The sequence below is a fragment of the Mesorhizobium sp. M8A.F.Ca.ET.165.01.1.1 genome (genome assembly GCF_004792065.1).
In the GTDB taxonomy this organism is placed as follows: Bacteria; Pseudomonadota; Alphaproteobacteria; order Rhizobiales; family Rhizobiaceae; genus Mesorhizobium.
The window spans coordinates 475,690-495,287 of sequence record NZ_SRTH01000004.1; the positions used below are offsets into that span (position 1 = coordinate 475,690).

The following is a 19,598-nucleotide window of genomic DNA, read 5'->3' on the forward strand; positions in this document are numbered from 1 at the left end:
AGTTTCTGTCATGTCGATCGCCTACTACATCACCCATCCTCAGGTTCAGATCGACGCCACCATTCCGGTACCGGATTGGGGTCTGTCCGACATCGGCCGCGCCAGGGCGCATGCAATGCTGGACCAGCCGTGGATCGCATCGATCGCGCGTGTGGTGTCATCGGGCGAACGCAAGGCCGTTGAAACCGCCGAGGTGCTCGGGCGGCACCTCGACCTTGCGGTGCAGGTGAGGGAGCGGATGCATGAGAACGACCGGTCGGCGACGGGTTTCCTGCCGCCTCCTGAGTTCGAGGCGGTCGCCGACCGTTTCTTCGCCAATCCGCACGAAAGCATTCGTGGCTGGGAGCGAGCCATCGACGCGCAGCAGCGCATTGTGAGCGAGGTCGAGGCCGTGCTTGATGCCGGCGGCGCCGGAGATATCGCCTTTGTCGGACATGGCGGTGTCGGCACGCTCCTGCTGGTGTCGCTGAGCGACAGCCGGATCAGCCGCGACGCGGATCAGCCGGCGGGCGGCGGCAACTATTTCGCCTACGATATCGGCGCCCGCCGCCTCATCCATGGATGGCGGCCGATCGACAGGGTAGAACAGCCCCTGAATCCTTAGCGGATCAGCAGCGCCGTTCCCCAAAGACCGAGTGCGAACACGGTGTGCGAGACCAGGTTGAGGGCGCGGATTAGCATCGGATTAGGCCGCTTTGACGCCGCCCAGCCGGCGCCCATGCCTGGCGCCAGCAGGAACCAGCCGGCGCCGATGGTGACGATGCCGAGGATGAAGGCCGGCAGGAAGGTCGGGGCCGCCAACCAGCCCGCGCCCGCCAGCACCACCAGGATGATGCCGTAGACAATGCCGACGAAGTAATGGAAAGCCCAGCCCAGCGCCTTCTCATGGGCGTAGGGCGTGGCATCGCCAATATCGTCGTGAAACACCTTGTGACGCAGATGCCAGACCCAGCGCCCGACCGGCCCCCAGTTTGGCCGTGGTTGGCCGAACGCCTTGTGCAGGAAGAAGGCCCAGATATCCATCAGGACAGTGGCGCCGACGCCGATCGCGATAGCGCGCCAGATGATGTCAAACATCGTTGGAATTCCCCCCGAAAGCCGGCAGTTCTGGAGCGCAGCCGCTTGTTAGGCGAGGCCAGCCGTTGCGACCCCCGCCTGACCGGCCGTCGAAGCTCAGAGCTGGCCGAGAATATGAGCCGCGCCGGACTCGTCGACGCCGGGTTTGGTCTCGACATTGAGCGCGGTGACCTTGCCGTCGTCGATAATCATCGAAAACCGCTTCGAGCGCAGGCCCATGCCGCCACCGGAGTAGTCCGCGTCAAGACCGACCGCCTTGGCGAAATCGCCATTGCCGTCGGCGAGGAACAGGATCTTGCCTTCGCCGCCGGTGAAGCGCGCCCAGGCGCCCATGACATGGACGTCGTTGACCGAAACGACCGCGATGGTGTCGACGCCGCGCGCCAGGATCGCGTCATGGTTCTCGAGATAGCCGGGCAGATGGTTGTTGCTGCAGGTCGGCGTGAAGGCGCCGGGAACGCCGAACAGCACCACTTTCTTGCCCGGGAAAATCTCGGCCGACGTGATCGCCTTGGCGCCGTCGGCGGTCATGGTCTTGAAGGTCGCCTCGGGCAGCTTGTCGCCAACGGAGATGGTCATGAGTTCCTCGCTTGGGGATTGGGGAAGGACGGTGCTTGGGTAGCGAACTCGGCGGCTTCCTGCAACCGTTCGGGCAAGCTGGATCAAGGGAAAGGCAGCAGCCCTTCGACCGCGCCCGCCGAACTCGTCAGCGTGTAATGAAGCCCGCCGTCCGTCGGCGTCGTCGAGGGGCGATCGAGGATCGGCACGGTGAAGATCAACTTGCCGTCCTTTTCCGCACGGGAAGGGGTGCCGAACATATAGTCGCGCTCGCCGGCGACGAAGAAATCCGCCGCCTGCGGATCGCCAGGAAAACTCGCCTCGACAACCAGCGTCTCGTGATTGCCCGGCAGCACGTTGATGCCAAAGTCGGGTTTTGCAGCCGCCGGCAATGCCGTGAAACTCGCCTTTACCAATGCCGTGTCGTCGGCATTGTCGGGATCGGCAGCGGGGTCGACGCTCAGCCGTGTCTGCACGGGGATGCAGATGGTTTCGCAAATGCCGAGAAAGACGTCGGCATCGATGACGGCCGGCTGGTTCGGCGTCGACAGCGTGAACGTCACCGGCAGCGAAACCGGATAGTTGTAGCCGGCCCATTTGCCATAGCCATCGTCGTGACGCTGCGGCGCGGGAAACGACAGTGTCGCATCGCCGATATTGGTGCTGGCCGAAATGTCGAGCTGCGGCGGCACGCCGGCGTCACCCGGGTCGCGCCAATAGGTCTTCCAGCCGGGTTTGAGGGCTATGTCGAGGACACCTCGGATGCGGCCGGCGTCGTCCGGCTTGCCTGATGTCACCAGCCGTACCTTGCCGCCTTCGCTGTTGTACCAGGCGGATGAGGAGGCGGTGGCGGGAAGGGCGGTTGCCAATCCGATGGCGGCGCCGAGCAACAGGATTTTCAAGCTTTGCATGGCGGTGATTTGATCGTCCGTTCGTGGCCGCGCAATGATTTCATGGCCGTACTGATATCATATTTGCGTGACCTTTGCGGGCAAGCCAAGACCGGCCCCGCAATATGGGCTTTGGTCGAATCCGGTACGGCGCATCTTTTCGGCGCCCGGGAAACGCGTTACCCTCCCTGGAATGGATTTGTTGCGCCACAAGAAGACAGCCGCCCGCCGTGGCTTTCTCGACGATCAGTTCCTGATTGCCATGCCTGGCATGAAGGACGACCGTTTCACGCGCTCGGTCATCTACATCTGCGCGCACAGCGATGAAGGCGCGATGGGCCTGATCATCAATCAGACGCAGCAGATGCTGTTTCCGGACCTTCTGGTGCAGCTCGGCATCATGAACGAGCAGGAGGCGATCCGCCTGCCGGCGCAGGCGCGCGATTTCGTCGTGCGCAATGGCGGGCCTGTCGACCGCAGCCGGGGCTTCGTCCTGCATTCGGGTGACTACCGCGTGGAATCCTCGCTCACCGTTTCCGACGACATCTGCCTGACCGCGACGGTTGACATATTGCGCGCGATATCGTCGGGGCGCGGGCCGCGTCGTGCGCTGATGGCGCTGGGCTATTCCGGCTGGGGCGCCGGCCAACTGGAGACCGAGATCGCCGAGAATGGCTGGCTGACCTGCCCGGCAACACCGGAATTGCTGTTCGACGCCGATATCGAGCGTAAATACGACCGGATCCTTGCCTCGATCGGCATCGATCTCGCGCATCTCAGCCTCGCCGCCGGCCACGCGTAACATATCGGGCCGACGCCCAAGGCCTCTAGGCCTGCGTCAGCGGATACTGCTCCTTCAGCGTCTTCAGCACCTGGTCGCCCGGCATCGGCGCGCCGAACATGAAGCTCTGCACATATTCGCAGCCCATCTGGCGCAGCTCCAGCGCATCGCGCTCGTCGGAGATGCCCTCGGCGACGACAGACAGGCCGAGCTCATGCGCCATGTTGACCATGGATTTGAGCAGCACGGCGCGCTTGGGCGTGCTGTCGTCGACGAAGCTCTTGTCGATCTTGATGGTGTCGAAGGGGAACCGCGTCAGATAGGCGAGCGATGAATAGCCGGTGCCGAAATCGTCCAGCGACAGGCCAATGCCGAGCTGTTTCAGCTTGGTCAGCACATGAGCCGTCTGTTCGGGATTGTCCATGACCAGGGACTCGGTGAGTTCGAGCCGGAAGCAGCGCGGCTTCAAATTGGCGCGTGCGATCACGGAACGCACATCGCTGACCAGGTCGCGGCGGATGAGCTGGCGGCTGGACAGGTTGACCGAGACCGACAGCGGTGCGTCGCCGATCTGCTTTTGCCATCCCGCGAGATCCTCGGCCGCCTGCTGCATGGCGAACAGGCCAAGCTGCACGATCAGCCCACAGCTTTCGGCGACCGGGATGAAATCGGCCGGCGGGATCATGCCGCGGCGTGGATGGTCCCAGCGCAGCAACGCTTCGAAGCCGGCGACACTGCCGTCCTCGAGCCGCACGATCGGCTGGTAGGCAAGCGTGAATTCGCGCCGCTCGATGGCGCGCCGCAGGTCGGATTCGAACTGCAAGCGGTCGGTACCGACGGTGCGGAATGCAGGGCGGAATGGCTCGATCCTGTCGCCGCCGAAGCGCTTGGCCTGATGCATGGCGAGCTCGGCGTCCTTGACCATGTCCTCGGCCGAGGTCTGCGCCGAGGTCCAGGTGATCAGCCCGATCGAGGCGGTCAGCACGATCTCGCGCTTGGCAAAGGTGATCGGGTTGTTGATCGCGTGCTTGATGGCATCGGCCACGCCGGCGATACGGGCGGGATCCTGCTCGGACAGCAGCATCAGGGCGAACTGGTCGCCGGCGAAGCGCGACAGCGAATCCTTCGGCTTCAACAGCCGGTGCAGGCGGCGCGCGATGGTGAGCAGGATGGTGTCGCCGGCCGAGATGCCGAGCCCGTCATTGACCTGCTTGAAGCGGTCGATGTCGATGACGAAGACGGTCGGACGCACCTTCTCTTCGGTACGGGCGATCGAGATGATCGCCTCCAGCCGGTTCATGAACAATTCGCGGTTCGGCAGGCCGGTCAGGTTGTCATGCACGGCGTCGTGCAGCAGCCTTTCCTCGGATTTCTTCTGTTCGGTGACGTCGACCATGGTGCCGACGCAGCGGATCACCTCGCCGTCCGACCCGATGACCGGGCGCGCGCGCAGGGCAAACCAGTGATAGTGCCCGTCGGCGCCGCGCAGGCGGAAATTCTGCGCCACCTTGCCGCGGCGATGTTCCAGAACGACGTCGAGCGTCGTGCGGAACGTGTCGCGGTCATCGGCGTGCAGCACCGGCAGCCAGTTGCGCGCGGCACCGCCCAGGCTGTTGGGAGCAAGGCCGAGCTGGATGCTGACATCGGGTTTGGTCACCACGCGGTCGCGCAGCACGTCCCAGTCCCACACCGTATCGCCCGACCCCGCGACGGCCAGCGCCTGTCGCTCGAGGTCGGAGAACAGCCCCTGATGCAGCGCACCGCCTGCAAAGGCATGCTGCATGACGGTGAAGCCGATCAAGAGGATGATCAGGATCAGCCCGCCGCCAAGTGCTGGCTGGGCGATGTCGTTGTCGAGCATGCCGGTGATCGCCATCCACGACCCGCATAGCCATAACAGCACCATGACCCAACTGGGCACCAGCATGATGGCGCGGTCATAACCACGAATGCCGAGGAAGATGATCAGGCCGAGCCCGGTCAGCGCCGTGGCGGCAAACGAGATGCGGGCGATGCCGGCGGCGACCGCCGGATCGACGATGGCGACGCCGGCGATCAGCAGCAGGCCTAGAATCCAGACCAGGGCGCCATAACTGAAATGGCCGTGCCACCGATTGAGGTTGAGATAGGCGAACAGGAAGACCACGAAGGTCGCCGCCAGCGCCACCTCCGTTCCGGCTCGCCACATCTGCTCGTTGCCGGGCGAAATCTCGATGACCTTGTTGAGGAAGCCGAAATCGACGCAGATATAGGCAAGCACCGCCCAGGCGAGGGCTGCCGTCGCCGGGAACATCGACGTTCCCTTGACGACGAACAGGATGGTCAGGAACAGCGCCAGAAGGCCGGCAATGCCGATGACGATGCCGCGAAACAGCGTGTAGGAATTGACCGAGTCCTTGTAGGATTCCGGATCCCAGAGGTAGACCTGCGGCAGCTTCGGCGAGGCAAGCTCGGCGATGAAGGTGATCACCGTGCCGGGGTTCAGCGTCACCCGGAACACGTCGGCATCGGGGCTGGTCTGGCGGTCGAGTGCGAAGCCTTCGCTGGGCGTGATGGCGGCGATGCGCGTCGAGCCGAGATCCGGCCAGAAGATGCCGGAATTGACCAGCCGGAAATGCGGCGCGACGATCAGCCTGTCGAGCTGCTGGTCGGTGGTGTTGGCGAGCGCGAACACCGCCCAGTCGCCGGTCGAGCGGGCGTCGTTGGCTTCGACCTCGATGCGCCGCACGATGCCGTCCGGCCCGGGCGCGGTCGACACCTGGAAGTTCTCACCCTGATTGCGGTAGATCTCGACGGCGCGCGAAAGGTCGAGCGCGACATCGTCGCGGGCAATCTTGATGGGTTCTACGGCAAAGGCCGACGAAGCCGCGCACAGCGTCAGCATCGTCGCCAGCAGAAAGGCGAACAGCGGTCCGTTTCGCAGGAAATTCGTCAAAAATCAGTCCTTCGTTCCAGCGCCCGGCGGATCGTCGGCGATCCGGGCGTAGAGGTAATGGTCCTGCCAGATGCCGTTGATCCTGAGATAGGATCGCAGAAGTCCTTCGCGCCGGAATCCGGCTTTTTCAAGCACGCGGATCGACCTGATATTGTCGGGAATACAGGCGGCTTCGATCCGGTGCAACCTCAGCGTATCGAAGGCGAAGCGGGCCACCACCTTGACCGCGTCGGTCATCAGGCCACGGCCGCCGAAGCGTTCGCCGATCCAGTAGCCGACATGGCCGCTTTGCGAGACACCGTGACGTATGTTGCCGAGCGTGATGCCGCCCGCTAGCTTGCCGCTCGACTTCTCGAAGATGAAGAAGGCGATCGCCGTTCCCTGTGCATAGTCCTCGCGATAGCGGCTGATGCGCAGGCGCCATGCCGTGCGGTCGAGTTCGTCGGGGGTCCAGCGCGGCTCCCACGGCTCCAGGAACGTCCGGCTTTCGCCGCGCACCGCCGACCACTCGCGATAATCGCTGGTGAACGGCACGCGCAGCGTGACGAGGTTGCCCTTCAGTGCCGGCAGGTCACGGCGAAAGAAAGGGAGCGCGAACACGGCGCTTGGGACTTAGACGGCGAGCCTGCGGGCCGTGGCCTGCGTACCCGGAAGCGAATCGAGGATCGCCTCGTATGGTGCCAGCGTACCCACGGGCCCGACAGCGGTAAGCGTCGGCTTGGTCGAGAACATCCGCGACGACAGGTCGGTCAGGCGCTCGATCGTCAGCGCCGCCAGCCGCTCCATCAACTCTTCCTTTGCGATCGGACGGCCGAAAAGCAGCAGTTGGCGCGCGATCTGCGAGGCACGGCTGGCCGGACTTTCGGCGGACATGATCAACCCGGCGCGATACTGGGCGCGCGCACGGTCGAGTTCTTCTTGAAGGATGCTCTCGCCGGCCTTCTGCAACTCGTCAATGATGACAGGCACCAGCTTGGCGATGTCGCTTTGCCCCGTGGCGGCATGGACGCCGAATATGCCCGTATCGGAAAAACCCCAGTGGAAGGCATAGACCGAATAGCACAGGCCGCGTTTCTCGCGGACTTCCTGGAACAGACGCGATGACATGCCGCCGCCGAGAATCATCGACAGCACCTGCGAGGCGTAGAAGTCGCGCACATGATAGGCGCGGCCCTCGAAGCCCAGCACGATCTGCGCGTCCATCAGGTCGCGGTCCTCACGGAAATCGCCGCCGACATATTGCGCGTATTGCGGAATGGTGCTGTCGGCCTTGCTGCGGAAGCCGCCGAGCCGGTTTTCGACCTCGCGCACGAACTTGTCGTGCTTGATGTCGCCGGCCGCCACGATCACCATCCGCTCGGCGCCATACTGGCGTTCGATGAAATCGTGCAACTGCTTGGAGGTGAAGGATTTTACCGTTTCGGGCGTGCCCAGGATCGAGCGGCCGATGGTCTGGTGGCGGAAGGCCGTCTCGGTGAAACGGTCGAAAACGATGTCGTCGGGCGTGTCGTGCGCGGCGCCGATCTCCTGCAGGATGACGTGCTGCTCGCGCTCGAGTTCCTGCGGGTCGAATTCGGACTCCTGCAGGATGTCGGACAGGATGTCGACGGCCAGCGGCACGTCGTCGGAGAGCACCCTGGCGTAGTAGGAGGTGGTCTCGACGCTGGTGGCGGCATTGATCTCGCCGCCGACGTCCTCGATTTCCGAGGCGATCTCGAAGGCGCTTCGCCGCTTCGTCCCCTTGAACGCCATGTGTTCGAGCAGATGGGCCATGCCATGCTCTTCTTCGCGTTCATTGCGGGCACCCGACTTGACCCAGGCACCCAAGGCAACCGATTCGATACTTGGAAGGGTTTCGGTGGCGACTGTCAGGCCGTTCGACAGACGGCTTACCTCAACACCCATATGGCTCGTACTCCCTAACGCGCCGCCCGCGCACGGCGGCTGACGTAATCTTCCACCATTTTCAGGTCGGATGGAAGTACCGTGTATTTTTCCTCAAATGTCATCAATCCCCCTAGCCATGCGGGCAGGGCGGGCGAGACACCGCTGGCGGCCTCGACGGCGGCCGGGAATTTCGCCGGATGTGCAGTGCCCAGCACCACCATCGGCACGGCGCCCGATGCTTTGCCGGCCGCGACATACATGGCCGCGGCGGTGTGCGGATCTAGAAGATAATTGCTGCCCGCGAGCGTCGAGCGGATGGTGGCGGCGACCTCGTCCATATCGGCGCGGCCGGCATCGAATTCGGACCGCATCCCGGCAATTTCCCGGGCTTCGATGGTGAAAGCGCCCGATTGCTTCAGGCCGGCCATGTAGCGCCGCACCGTCGCCGCATCGCGGTTTGATGCCTCGAAAAGCAGGCGTTCGAAGTTCGAGGAAACCTGGATGTCCATCGACGGCGAGGTGGTCGCAAAGACGCCCTTGGTGCGGTATTCGCCGGTCGCGAAGGTGCGAGCCAATATGTCGTTGTCGTTGGTGGCGATGACCAGCCGGTCGATCGGCAGGCCCATCTTCTTGGCGGCGTAGCCGGCGAAGATATCGCCGAAATTGCCGGTCGGCACGGTAAAGGAGACCGGCCTGTCCGGTGCGCCGAGCGACAATGCCGAGGAGAAATAATAGACGATCTGGGCCATGATGCGCGCCCAGTTGATCGAATTGACCCCCGACAGCGACACCCGGTCGCGAAAGCCGTGATCGTTGAACATATCCTTCAGCAGGCCCTGACAGTCGTCGAAATTGCCTTCGATCGCCAGTGCATGGACATTTTCAGCCTTCGACGTGGTCATCTGCCGCTGCTGCACCGGCGAGACGCGGCCATGCGGGAACAGGATGAAGATGTCGGTGCGGCTGCGCCCGGCAAAGGCGTCTATGGCCGCGCCGCCGGTATCGCCCGACGTGGCGCCGACGATGGTGGCATGCTGGCCGCGTTCGGCAAGCACATGGTCCATCAGCCGGGCAAGCAATTGCATCGCCACGTCCTTGAACGCCAGCGTCGGCCCATGGAAGAGTTCGAGGACAAAAGTGTTGGCGCCGGTCTGGACCAGCGGGCAGACAGCCTCATGGCGGAAGGTGGCATAGGCTTCGCGGACCAGGCGCTCGAAGACCGGTGCGGCGATCTCGCCGCCGAGGAACGGCGTCAGCAGGCGGATTGCAAGGTCAGGATAGGCAAGGCCACGCATGGCGCGGATCTCGGATGACGAGAAGTGTGGCCATTCGCGCGGCACATAAAGCCCGCCATCGCGCGCCAGGCCGGCCAGGACGGCGTCGGAAAATCCAAGCGCGGGCGCTTCCCCGCGGGTACTCACATAGTGCATGTCACAGATCCGTTTGCCGCCTGTTTTTCCGTTCACCACAAGGTGGTTAATTTCTGCACCGGCTGTAGTCGCATTTTTGCCGCGCGGTTGATATACGTCACCAGCTTTGCGAGAGGGAAGTGCAGTTTCATGGCGTTTCGTATATCAAGTGGTCGCTTTTTGGCGGGTCTCGCGCTCACGGGCTTTATGCTTGCCGCCGCCGGCTGCCAATCCGGCGACAATGGCATCTTGAACCTCGGTTTCGGCAAGAAGGACCCGACGGCGCCACCGCCGCCGCAGGACCCCAAGGTGCTGGCCAGCCAGCTGAACGCCTACTGCCCAAGGGTGACGGTGCGCGATGGCACGGCGTTCTTCAACACCTATGTCAACGAGGCCCGGAAGCCCAAGCCGAAGCTCAAGAAGACCGGCGACGCCGCTGCGGATGCAGCGGCCCAGGCAGCGGCTGACGCCGCCGCCGCTACACCGCCCGACGATTCGGCGAGGATCATTTATCAGGCATCGATCAGCGACGTGACCCGCGATTGCAGCCGTGCCGACGGACAACTGACGATGACGATCGCGGTTGCCGGCAAGATCGTACCAGGGCCGAAATTCACTCCGGGCACCATCACCATGCCGATCCGTACCGCGGTGATGCACGGCACCGACGTGCTTTATTCGCAAATCCACCAGTATCAGGTCCAGGTCACCGATCCCTCGGTCGCGACCCAGTTCGTCTTCACCGATTCCAATATCGTCGTACCGGCGCCGACGGCTGCGGACTATCAGGCCTATGCCGGTTATGATGAAACCGCGCCCAAGGCTACAACCGACAAGTCGAAGCGCAAGAAGAAGAAAGCCGCGGCAACGAACTGAGCGGCCCTCAGCGTGGCGTGCGTCCGGTCGGGCGCACGCAGCTCAAGCATTCGCAGACCACTCCGACAGCGCCGCGATAACGCTTTTCAACTCCGCCCACCGCCGGATCACCGTTTCGGCGCCGGCCTCGGTCAGGGCATCGGCGTGGCCGGGATAACTGTGGCTCGCGCCCGTAAAACCGATCACGCGCATACCGGCGGCCGTGGCGCCGGTGACGCCGTGCACGGAATCCTCGATGACGAAGGTGTTCGCCGGGTTGGCGCCGAGCTTTTCGGCGGCATGCAGGAACACGTCCGGGGCCGGTTTGGTCTTTCCGGTCGGCGTCTCCAGCGCCGAGAAGATGCGTCCGGCGAAGAATGGCAGCAGATGCACCTTCTCCAGCATGAACTCGATCCGCTCCGAACGTGAATTGGAGCAGATGCAGCGTTGCGTCGTGACCGAGGCGACCGCTTCCCGCACGCCTTCGATGGCACGAACGTCGCTGCGCAGTTTGCGGTCGACCAGTTCCTCGGCGCGATCGATCAACGAGACCTGGAACGGGATCTTGGACTTCTCCTCGATCCGCATCAGTATGTCCTTGAAGGTCAGGCCCGCATAGGTCTCGGCAATCTCCTCCGCCGAGACTTCATATCCGGCCAGGGTGATCAATTCGGCCTCGACCCGTGCGGCGATGATTTCGGAATCGACGAGCACGCCGTCGCAATCGAAGATGACAAGGTCTGGCTGGGGCATGATGATCCGGACGATGGAGGATGGAGAAATGGCCGCTCAGGGCTCAAGCGGCGCGGCATACACCAATGGGCACGCCTTCGCAAACTCCTGCACCGGATCGATAAAGCTTCACCGAATATTTACGCTGATCGGTAACCATAACGGGGAGTAAACAGTAACGCGTGCCTTGGGTGTAAAAATGTCAGCCGTGCGTCTTCTCGACGAGCTCTCCCATGCTCCCCAGCAATCCGAATGGCTGGACACGATCCTGAAAGGCGACTGTGTCGCGGCGCTCGACCGCCTGCCGGAAAAGTCGATCGACGTCATCTTTGCCGATCCCCCCTACAATCTGCAGCTCGACGGCGATTTGCATCGTCCCGACCAGTCCAAGGTCGATGCGGTCGACGACGACTGGGACCAGTTCGAGAGCTTCGAAGCCTATGACGCCTTCACCCGCGCCTGGCTGCTGGCGGCGCGCCGCGTGCTGAAGCCCAACGGCACGATCTGGGTCATCGGCTCCTACCACAACATCTTCCGGGTCGGCGCCAAGATGCAGGATCTCGGCTTCTGGATCCTCAACGACGTGGTCTGGCGCAAGACCAATCCGATGCCGAATTTCCGCGGCCGCCGGTTCCAGAACGCGCATGAGACGATGATCTGGGCCTCGCGCGATCAGAAGGGCAAGGGCTATACCTTCAACTACGAAGCGCTGAAGGCGTCGAACGACGATATCCAGATGCGCTCCGACTGGCTGTTCCCGATCTGCACCGGCGGCGAGCGCTTGAAGAACGACAATGGCGACAAGCTGCATCCGACACAGAAGCCCGAGGCGCTGCTTGCCCGTATCATGATGGCCTCGACCAAGCCGGGGGACGTCGTGCTCGACCCGTTCTTCGGCTCCGGCACGACGGGTGCCGTGGCCAAGCGCCTCGGTCGCCACTTCGTCGGCATCGAGCGCGAGCAGGCCTATATCGACGCCGCCAATGAGCGCATCGATGCCGTGCGGCCACTCGACGAAGCGGATCTCACCGTGCTTACCGGCAAGCGCGCCGAGCCGCGCGTCGCCTTCGTCAGCCTGATCGACACCGGTCTGGTGACGCCCGGTGCCACGCTCTATGACGCCAAGAAGCGCTGGGCCGCCAAGGTTCGCGCCGATGGCACCGTGGCGATCGGCGACAGCGCCGGCTCGATCCACAAGATCGGCGCCGAGGTGCAGGGGCTGGACGCCTGCAATGGCTGGACCTTCTGGCATTATGAGCGCAGCGGCGGACTTACCCCGATCGACGAACTGCGCCGCATCGCCCGCCTCGGCATGGAGCGGGCAGGGGGCTGATCCCCTGCCGCTTATTCGTTGAATCAAAGTCTCAACGGATCGCCCCAAGCGATAGAGATCACGCCTTTATTCCGAAGCGTTCAAGATCCGCTTGAAGCGTCCTGGCATCGGTGAACAGCACCGCTTTCCAGCCGGCCGCCTTGGCGCCGTCGACATTCTTCTGGCTGTCGTCGATGAACAGTGTCGCGGACGGTTCGAGGCCGAACGCCGCCACGTGATGGTCGTAGATGTCGCAGTCGGGCTTGATCTTGCCGATATCGCCCGACACTGTCACGCCGCGTGGGCGGTTGAGAAAATCGAAGCGCTGCCGGGCTTCGGCCAGCGTGTCGGAGGCGAAGTTGGTCAGCATGGTGACATCATGGCCGCTTTCGATCAGGCCGAGCATGATGGCGACGCTGTCGTCATAGGCATGCGGCACCATCTCGTGCCAGTGGCGGCGGAAATTGCGGATGTTTTCAGAATGATCTGGATGATCCGAAATGAGCAGCGCCTCGGCCTCTTGCCACGTCCGGCCGCGATCCTGCTCGAGGTTCCAGTCATGCGTACAGACATTGTCGAAGAACCACTTTCTCTCGTCGGCATCGGGAATGAGGCGGCTGAACGGAATGTTTGGATCGTAGTGGATCAGCACCTTGCCGATGTCGAAAACGATGTGGCGGATTTCAGTCATGGGGTCTCTTTGCACCTGATGGCGACGGTTTTTTCGTCGCGCCGGGTATCGCAGCCTCGATTGCCTTTTTCATGACAGTCGGCAGCGCCTCGCCGGAAATCTCGCCAGCGGGCGACCAGAAGTGCCCTGCCACCGCATCACCTTTGATGTGGGCGTGAAAGACTTCGAGTGCGAGCGCGAAATGGGTGAAGACATGCGTGATTGACCCGGCGTGCCGCCAGGCGCCGGGAAAGGGCGCCGCCGCTTGCGTGGTGGCTCCGTCCACCCGCGCTGTCCAGTCGGTGGTAGGCACTTCCGTCATGCCGCCGAGCAGCCCTTTTTCCGGCCGCTTGCGCAAAAGAATGGCGCCGTCCTCACGCACGGCCACGAAAGCCGCGCCGCGCCGCAGCGGTTTGTCGGCCTTTGGCAGCCGCACCGGGAAATTCTCGGGGTCGTCTGCAATGGCGGCGCTGCAGTCCTCGCGCAGCGGGCACAGCATGCAGCGCGGCCGGCGTGGCGTGCAGATCGTGGCGCCGAGATCCATCATCGCCTGGGCGAAGTCTCCCGATCGCGTCGCCGGCACCATGCGCTCGACCTGGGCCCGTATCTCGGCCTTGGCTTCGCTGAGCGGCGTCGTGATCGAAAACAGCCTTGAGATGACGCGTTCGACATTGCCGTCGACAACGGCCGCCGGGCGGTCGAAGGCAATCGCCGTTATTGCCGCCGACGTATAGGCGCCGATGCCGGGCAATTCTCGAAGTCCGGTCTCGGTGTCGGGAAACCGGCCGCCGCGTGCCGCCACCAGATCGGCACAGGCCTTGAGGTTGCGGGCGCGGGAATAGTAGCCGAGCCCGGCCCAGGCTTTCATCACATCCTCGGTCGGCGCCGCGGCCAAGGCTTCGACATCGGGCCATTTCTCGACAAAGGCGCGGAAATAGGATTTCACCGCTTCGACGGTGGTCTGCTGCAGCATGACCTCGGACAGCCAGATACGGTAGGGGTCGGGCCGCACGCCGCGTGCATGCTCGCGCGGCGTCACGCGCCACGGCAGTTCGCGATGATGCGCGTCGTACCAGGCGACCAGCCGTGACGCCGTATCGTCGGCCTTGGCTCTGCTGGTCTGGGCCTTGCGGGTCTGGTCTGCTGGTGCCATTGATCTTGCGTAGGCTTGGCCGGTGTCTGCTGGGTCGTGGCTGGAGAACGCACATGGCAGGGAAAAGGCCCTTCGGCAATCCCGTTCCGGTGAGCGACCTCGCCACCGAGATCCTCGACCCGGTGCTGCGCAAGCGGGCAGGCATCTCGATCGGTCTCGTCCAGTCCTGGGAAGAGATTGCTGGCCCGCGCCTGGCCATTCACTCGCGGCCCGAAAAGATCCAGTGGCCGCGCCGCCTGCACGAGGACGATCCATTCGAGCCGGCCGTGCTGGTCATCGCCTGCGAAGGCATGGCCGCGCTTCACCTGCAGCACGAGACCGGCGAGATCATCAACCGGGTCAACGCCTTCCTGGGCTTTATCGCGATAGGCCGCATCAGGATCGTGCAGAAGCCGGTGACTTCTGGAAAAGCCCGGCCCAAACCTGCTCTCAGGCCACTGAGCGCGGCGGAAAAGGCGAAATTGGCCGATACAGTCGGATTGATCGAGGATGACGGACTGCGCGCCTCACTGGAAAGGCTGGGTGCGACCATTTTGGGCACAAGGAAAGCCTAGTTCTGACTGGAAACAGTCATAGGTTTGTCGTTAATCTCGCGCATTCGTGATCACCCTTGTCAGGTTTCGCGATTGGATTGGGGACAGGGATGCCTTAATTCGCGCCAACTCTCGCTTTTTCGTGTCTTTGCATTGCAAAATTCAACCCTTATCAGGTGATTCGTATGAGCCGCACCCCGTTTGGCCAAAGCTTCTCTCGCAGAAACGTCCTGACTTCGCTGGCCGCCATTCCGGCGGTGGCCCTGCTCGCGGCCTGCAGTGATTCCGGCGAACAAGCCAAGGCGGCGGATGTCAAGCCCGCGGACCCGGCAACGCCCGCGAAGCCGGCCACGCCCGCAGCGGTCCAGGTGCCGGAGGCGCAAGGCACGGTGGATATGGCCGAATTGTTGAAGCCGGGTGCGCTGCCCGACAAGCAGCTCGGCAAGGACGACGCCAAGGTCACCATCGTCGAATACGCTTCGATGACCTGCCCGCACTGTGCGCATTTCGCCGAGACCACCTTCCCGGATTTGAAAACCAAGTACATCGATACCGGCAAGGCCCGCTACATCCTGCGCGAATTCCCGTTCGATCCGAGCGCCGAGGCGGGTTTCATGTTGGCACGCTGCGCCAAGGATAACTATTTCCCGATGGTCGATGTCCTGTTCCGGCAGCAGGCGAACTGGGTCGGCGTGTCCAACACCAAGGATGCGCTGCTGCAAATCTCCAAGCTTGCCGGTTTTACACAGGAGTCCTTCGAGGCCTGCTTGACGGACCAGAAACTTCTGGACGATGTGAGATCGGTCCAGAAGCGTGGCGCCAATGAATTCAAGGTCGACTCGACACCGACCTTCTTCATCAACGGTAAGACCTACAAAGGGGCGATGTCGATTGAGGAAATGTCGGCCATCATCGACCCTCTGCTCTGACATCGGCTCAGCGCTGAAGCGGCAGCGCTCCGGCGCTGCTTGCCTTTCTATCTGTTCGCGCGCCATGCGCCCTATCGCAAAACTTCGGTACACTTTTGCGGAACCGGTGTATGAGGCGCGTGAATGAAGTTTTCGCGCCTCCGCCTTCTTGGTTTCAAGTCCTTCGTGGAACCCGGCGAGTTCGTCATCGAACGCGGCCTGACCGGCATTGTCGGGCCGAACGGGTGCGGCAAGTCGAACCTCGTCGAGGCGCTGCGCTGGGTGATGGGCGAAAGCTCCTACAAGAACATGCGCGCGTCCGGCATGGACGACGTGATCTTTTCCGGCTCGGGCACGCGTCCCGCCCGAAACACCGCCGAAGTCACGCTTTTCCTCGACAACAGCGACCGCTCGGCGCCATCCGCCTTCAATGATGCCGACGAGCTGCAGGTGTCGCGCCGCATCGAGCGCGAGGCGGGCTCCCTCTACCGCATCAACGGCAAGGAAGCACGCGCCAAGGACGTGCAGCTTCTGTTCGCCGATCAGTCGACCGGTGCACGCTCGCCTTCGATGGTCGGGCAAGGCCGTATCGGCGAACTGATCCAGGCCAAGCCGCAGGCCCGTCGCGCCCTGCTCGAAGAGGCGGCCGGCATTTCCGGCTTGCACACCCGCCGCCACGAGGCGGAACTGAGGCTGAAGGCCGCCGAACAGAATCTCGAACGCCTGGACGACGTCGTCGGCGAACTGGAAAGCCAGATCGAAAGCCTGAAGCGCCAGGCGCGCCAGGCTTCGCGCTTCAAGAACCTGTCCGCCGACATCCGCAAGGCCGAAGCAACGCTCTTGCACCTGCGCTGGACGCTGGCCAAGACGCAGGAAGGCGAGGCGCGTTCGGCGCTGGCTACGGCCACGGCGCTCGTTGGCGACCGCGCCGCCACGCAGATGAACGCGGCCAAGGAGCAGGGCATCTCCGCCCATCGCTTGCCTGACCTGCGCGACGCGGAAGCCGCGGCTGCAGCCGCCTTCCAGCGGCTGTCGATCGCCAGGTCGCAGATCGAGGAGGAAGCCGGCCGCATCCGCACCCGTCAGGCCGAACTCGAGCGCCGGTTGCAGCAGCTCGACGGCGACATCGCCCGCGAAGAGCGGATGGTGCGCGACAACGCCGACGTTCTCGAGCGCCTGCGCGCGGAAGAGGCCGCGCTGAACTCCGAAAACGCTGGTGCCGCGGAGCGCGAGGCCACCACCCGCGCGGCATTCGAACAGGCCGCCTCGACGCTTGCGCAAAGCGAAGCCAAGCTCGCCGCGCTGACCGCCGAGCGCGCGGAGGCTGCCGCCTCGCGCCATCAGATCGAACGCACTTTGCGCGAAACCGCCGAGCGGCGCGATCGCTTCGCCCGCCAACTCGCCGATGTCGACCGCGAATTGTCGGACATCCTCGCCAAGGTGGCCGGCCTGCCGGACCCGGCCGAGAAACAGATCCTGGTCGAACAGGCGCTGGCGTTGCTGGAAGAGTCGGAGGCCGCGGCGGAGCAGGCCGAGCAGTCGGTCATCGACGCTCGTGGTGCCGAAAGTGCCGCGCGTCCGCCGCTCCAGGACGCCAGGGCGGAACTGGCGCGGATCGAGACCGAAGCGCGTACGCTGGCCAAGATCCTGAACGCGGCCAGCGGCGATCTCTTCCCTTCCGTGCTGGAGCAGATCAGCGTCGAGCGCGGCTTCGAGACGGCTCTTGGGGCGGCCCTGGGCGAAGATCTCGACGTGCCGCTCGACCGCAACGCGCCGGCGCATTGGGGCGAAAGCGAAATCCAGCCCGGCGACGCCGCGCTTCCGGAAGGGATCAGGAGCCTTGCCAGCATGGTTCGCGCGCCGGCACAGCTTGCCCGCCGGCTGGCGCAGATCGGCATCGTCGAGGCCGCTGACGGCCGCCGGTTGCAGGGGCTTCTGGCTCCCGGCCAGCGCCTGGTCAGTCGTGAGGGCGCGCTGTGGCGCTGGGACGGCCTGACCGCCAGCGCCGATGCACCGACCGCCGCGGCACAAAGGCTGGCGCAGAAGAACCGGCTTGCCGAACTCGATGCCGAAGCGGTGCAGGCGACGCTCGTCCTGCGCCAGGCCGAGGAGGCGCTGGCACAGGCCGAGCAGGCCCTCCGCCAGGCAAGCGAAGCGGAGCGGACCACGCGCCAGGCCGGACGCGAGGCCCAGCATCGGCTGGATGCCGCCCGCAATGCGCTGGCCGAGGCCGAAAAGGCCGGCGGTGAACTGTCGAGCCGCCGTGCCGCGCTGGACGAGGCGCGTGCCCGCATAGTCGACAGCCACGAGGAGACGTCGGCGGCTTTCGTCGAGGCCGAGATGTTGTTGCAGGACGCGCCGGATCTCGGCGACCTGCAATTGCTACTCGAACAATCATCGGCCAATGTCTCTCGCGACCGCGCCGCACTGGCCGACGCGCGCGCCGTCCATGAAGGCTTGCGGCGCGAAGCCGAGGCACGCACGCGACGTCTGGATGCCATTGGCGCCGAGCGCGGCAACTGGCTGGCACGTGCCGAAAATGCCTCGACGCAGATCGCCTCGCTCGGCGAACGCAAGGCGGAGGCCGAGGCCGAGCGCGAACGGCTGGCCGATGCGCCCGACGAGATCGACGCCAAGCGCCGTGCATTGCTGTCGCAACTCACGGAGGCCGAGACTTTGCGCAAGGCGGCCGCCGACCGTCTGCAGGAGGCGGAGAACAGGCAGGCCGAACTGGACAAGGCCGCCACATCAGCCATCCAGTCGCTGGCCGAAGCGCGCGAAACCCGCGCCCGTGCCGAGGAACGGCTGACGGCGGCGGACGAGCGACGGCTGGAAGTCGAGGCGCGTATCCAGGAAACGCTGAACACGCCGCCGCATCTGGTCATCCGCCACACCGGCCTGGAAGCCGACGATCCGATGCCCGAGATGCCCGAGATCGAACGCCAGTTGGATCGGCTGAAAATCGAGCGCGAACGGCTCGGCGCCGTCAATTTGCGCGCCGAGGAAGAGCAGAAGGAGCTTTCCGAGCGCCTGGAGACCATCGTGTCGGAGCGCGAGGACATCATCGAAGCGATCCGCAAGCTCAGGCAAGCAATCCAGAGCCTCAACCGTGAAGGCCGCGAGCGGCTGCTGGCCGCCTTCGATGTGGTCAACAGCCATTTCCAGCGGTTGTTCTCGCACCTGTTCGGTGGCGGCACGGCGGAATTGCAACTGATCGAATCCGAGGACCCGCTGGAGGCGGGACTGGAGATTCTTGCCCGCCCACCCGGCAAGAAGCCGCAGACCATGACGCTGCTGTCGGGCGGCGAGCAGGCGCTGACGGCGATGTCGCTGATCTTTGCGGTGTTCCTGACCAATCCGGCGCCGATCTGCGTGCTCGACGAAGTCGACGCGCCGCTCGACGATCACAATGTCGAGCGCTTCTGCAATCTCATGGACGAGATGGCCAAGACCACCGAGACACGGTTCGTCATCATCACCCACAATCCCATCACCATGGCGCGCATGGACCGGCTGTTTGGCGTGACCATGGCCGAGCAGGGCGTCAGCCAGTTGGTCTCCGTCGACTTGCAGGCCGCGGAGGCGATGCGCGAGGCAAGCTGACGCCGACAGCGCCGCGGCCCGTAGGAACTCAATCAGCCGTCATCCGGACCGCCTTTGTCGTGACGCCCCCGTCGCGTCCTGACCCTCGCGCTGCTGCCGCTGGTGCGCGAGGCGAATTTTCCCGTTTTTAGGGAAGGTTGTTGTCCGTCAAAGCGGGTTTCGGTTCATTTCGGCAAGGATAAGCTCTCGCCATCAATTGGAGCGGCTTGACGATGACAGACCCAGACACCGGGATTCTTCGTATGCCTGACGATCCGGCGGACCTGGCGACGCGGCCACGGATACGCGCGGACAT

At 64.0% G+C, this 19,598-nt stretch carries 17 protein-coding genes; 7 read left to right on the plus strand and 10 right to left on the minus strand.

Annotated elements, in window-relative coordinates:
* The first annotated feature begins 10 nt into the window (after nt 1–10).
* Complete coding sequence (locus EN808_RS15545; protein WP_127280541.1) at nt 11–604, plus strand: histidine phosphatase family protein; 594 nt, start codon at nt 11–13, stop codon at nt 602–604.
* On the opposite strand, the gene EN808_RS15550 is transcribed toward EN808_RS15545, so the two are convergent.
* The 3 genes from EN808_RS15550 to EN808_RS15560 form a co-directional block, all read right to left on the minus strand.
* Nucleotides 601–1,077 (minus strand): DUF2938 domain-containing protein, encoded by a 477-nt coding sequence (locus tag EN808_RS15550; RefSeq protein ID WP_127280542.1) that lies wholly within the window; start codon nt 1,075–1,077, stop codon nt 601–603. The genes EN808_RS15545 and EN808_RS15550 overlap by 4 nt on opposite strands.
* A 96-nt stretch (nt 1,078–1,173) precedes the next feature.
* A complete protein-coding gene (locus EN808_RS15555; RefSeq protein WP_135881522.1) occupies nt 1,174–1,656 on the minus strand; it encodes a peroxiredoxin in 483 nt (160 codons plus the stop codon).
* 83 nt (nt 1,657–1,739) lie between these two features.
* On the minus strand, nt 1,740–2,546 hold the full coding sequence (locus tag EN808_RS15560; protein WP_127873123.1) for a protein-disulfide reductase DsbD domain-containing protein: 807 nt from the start codon (nt 2,544–2,546) through the stop codon (nt 1,740–1,742).
* A gap of 172 nt (nt 2,547–2,718) precedes the next feature.
* Here EN808_RS15560 and EN808_RS15565 point away from each other — a divergent pair, with 172 nt between their 5' ends.
* Nucleotides 2,719–3,327 carry a YqgE/AlgH family protein gene (locus EN808_RS15565; protein WP_127281136.1) on the plus strand — a complete coding sequence of 203 codons (609 nt, stop codon included), beginning with the start codon at nt 2,719–2,721 and terminating at the stop codon, nt 3,325–3,327.
* 25 nt (nt 3,328–3,352) lie between these two features.
* Here the strand turns inward: EN808_RS15565 and EN808_RS15570 are convergent, their stop codons facing one another.
* From EN808_RS15570 to thrC, 4 genes are read right to left on the minus strand one after another with little or no spacing between them, the layout of a single operon-like run.
* Complete coding sequence (locus tag EN808_RS15570) at nt 3,353–6,241, minus strand: EAL domain-containing protein (RefSeq protein WP_127873126.1); 2,889 nt, start codon at nt 6,239–6,241, stop codon at nt 3,353–3,355.
* 3 nt (nt 6,242–6,244) lie between these two features.
* A complete protein-coding gene (locus EN808_RS15575; RefSeq protein ID WP_127278135.1) occupies nt 6,245–6,841 on the minus strand; it encodes a GNAT family protein in 597 nt (198 codons plus the stop codon).
* A 12-nt stretch (nt 6,842–6,853) separates the two neighbouring features.
* Nucleotides 6,854–8,146, minus strand: a complete 1,293-nt coding sequence (locus EN808_RS15580) for a pitrilysin family protein (RefSeq protein ID WP_127278136.1) — start codon at nt 8,144–8,146, stop codon at nt 6,854–6,856.
* 14 nt (nt 8,147–8,160) lie between these two features.
* Nucleotides 8,161–9,558 carry a threonine synthase gene (thrC, locus tag EN808_RS15585; RefSeq protein WP_135916285.1) on the minus strand — a complete coding sequence of 466 codons (1,398 nt, stop codon included), beginning with the start codon at nt 9,556–9,558 and terminating at the stop codon, nt 8,161–8,163.
* 129 nt (nt 9,559–9,687) lie between these two features.
* Between thrC and EN808_RS15590 the strand changes: the two genes are divergently transcribed.
* A complete protein-coding gene (locus tag EN808_RS15590) occupies nt 9,688–10,413 on the plus strand; it encodes a hypothetical protein (RefSeq protein WP_127278138.1) in 726 nt (241 codons plus the stop codon).
* Between the two features lie 42 nt (nt 10,414–10,455).
* On the opposite strand, the gene EN808_RS15595 is transcribed toward EN808_RS15590, so the two are convergent.
* The gene (locus tag EN808_RS15595) at nt 10,456–11,145 is read right to left on the minus strand and encodes an HAD family hydrolase (protein WP_127278139.1); all 690 of its coding nucleotides are present in this window, start codon (nt 11,143–11,145) and stop codon (nt 10,456–10,458) included.
* Between the two features lie 178 nt (nt 11,146–11,323).
* Here EN808_RS15595 and EN808_RS15600 point away from each other — a divergent pair, with 178 nt between their 5' ends.
* The gene (locus tag EN808_RS15600; protein WP_127278140.1) at nt 11,324–12,457 is read left to right on the plus strand and encodes a site-specific DNA-methyltransferase; all 1,134 of its coding nucleotides are present in this window, start codon (nt 11,324–11,326) and stop codon (nt 12,455–12,457) included.
* Nucleotides 12,458–12,515: 58 nt separating this feature from the next.
* On the opposite strand, the gene EN808_RS15605 is transcribed toward EN808_RS15600, so the two are convergent.
* Together EN808_RS15605 and mutY are read right to left on the minus strand one after the other, a co-directional pair.
* Entirely contained in the window at nt 12,516–13,127 is a 612-nt protein-coding gene (locus tag EN808_RS15605) for an HAD family phosphatase (protein ID WP_127278141.1), read from the minus strand.
* Entirely contained in the window at nt 13,120–14,259 is a 1,140-nt protein-coding gene (gene mutY, locus EN808_RS15610; RefSeq protein WP_127278142.1) for an A/G-specific adenine glycosylase, read from the minus strand. The genes EN808_RS15605 and mutY overlap by 8 nt, the downstream gene beginning before the upstream one ends.
* Nucleotides 14,260–14,312: 53 nt before the next feature.
* Between mutY and EN808_RS15615 the strand changes: the two genes are divergently transcribed.
* The 3 genes from EN808_RS15615 (at nt 14,313) to smc (ending at nt 19,303) form a co-directional block, all read left to right on the plus strand.
* Entirely contained in the window at nt 14,313–14,813 is a 501-nt protein-coding gene (locus tag EN808_RS15615) for a DUF721 domain-containing protein (RefSeq protein ID WP_127278143.1), read from the plus strand.
* Nucleotides 14,814–14,977: 164 nt separating this feature from the next.
* The gene (locus tag EN808_RS15620; RefSeq protein WP_127278144.1) at nt 14,978–15,721 is read left to right on the plus strand and encodes a DsbA family protein; all 744 of its coding nucleotides are present in this window, start codon (nt 14,978–14,980) and stop codon (nt 15,719–15,721) included.
* A 123-nt stretch (nt 15,722–15,844) separates the two neighbouring features.
* Complete coding sequence (gene smc, locus EN808_RS15625) at nt 15,845–19,303, plus strand: chromosome segregation protein SMC (RefSeq protein WP_135865361.1); 3,459 nt, start codon at nt 15,845–15,847, stop codon at nt 19,301–19,303.
* Nucleotides 19,304–19,598: the final 295 nt, after the last annotated feature.

Bases quoted from the DNA above. Each gene is read 5' to 3' on its own strand.
- EN808_RS15545 (WP_127280541.1), top strand. From the start codon at position 11: ATGTCGATCGCCTACTACATCACCCATCCTCAGGTTCAGATCGACGCC.
- EN808_RS15550 (WP_127280542.1), bottom strand. From the start codon at position 1,077: ATGTTTGACATCATCTGGCGCGCTATCGCGATCGGCGTCGGCGCCACT.
- EN808_RS15555 (WP_135881522.1), bottom strand. From the start codon at position 1,656: ATGACCATCTCCGTTGGCGACAAGCTGCCCGAGGCGACCTTCAAGACC.
- EN808_RS15560 (WP_127873123.1), bottom strand. From the start codon at position 2,546: ATGCAAAGCTTGAAAATCCTGTTGCTCGGCGCCGCCATCGGATTGGCA.
- EN808_RS15565 (WP_127281136.1), top strand. From the start codon at position 2,719: ATGGATTTGTTGCGCCACAAGAAGACAGCCGCCCGCCGTGGCTTTCTC.
- EN808_RS15580 (WP_127278136.1), bottom strand. From the start codon at position 8,146: ATGGGTGTTGAGGTAAGCCGTCTGTCGAACGGCCTGACAGTCGCCACC.
- thrC (WP_135916285.1), bottom strand. From the start codon at position 9,558: ATGCACTATGTGAGTACCCGCGGGGAAGCGCCCGCGCTTGGATTTTCC.
- EN808_RS15590 (WP_127278138.1), top strand. From the start codon at position 9,688: ATGGCGTTTCGTATATCAAGTGGTCGCTTTTTGGCGGGTCTCGCGCTC.
- EN808_RS15595 (WP_127278139.1), bottom strand. From the start codon at position 11,145: ATGCCCCAGCCAGACCTTGTCATCTTCGATTGCGACGGCGTGCTCGTC.
- EN808_RS15600 (WP_127278140.1), top strand. From the start codon at position 11,324: ATGTCAGCCGTGCGTCTTCTCGACGAGCTCTCCCATGCTCCCCAGCAA.
- EN808_RS15605 (WP_127278141.1), bottom strand. From the start codon at position 13,127: ATGACTGAAATCCGCCACATCGTTTTCGACATCGGCAAGGTGCTGATC.
- mutY (WP_127278142.1), bottom strand. From the start codon at position 14,259: ATGGCACCAGCAGACCAGACCCGCAAGGCCCAGACCAGCAGAGCCAAG.
- EN808_RS15615 (WP_127278143.1), top strand. From the start codon at position 14,313: ATGGCAGGGAAAAGGCCCTTCGGCAATCCCGTTCCGGTGAGCGACCTC.
- EN808_RS15620 (WP_127278144.1), top strand. From the start codon at position 14,978: ATGAGCCGCACCCCGTTTGGCCAAAGCTTCTCTCGCAGAAACGTCCTG.
- smc (WP_135865361.1), top strand. From the start codon at position 15,845: ATGAAGTTTTCGCGCCTCCGCCTTCTTGGTTTCAAGTCCTTCGTGGAA.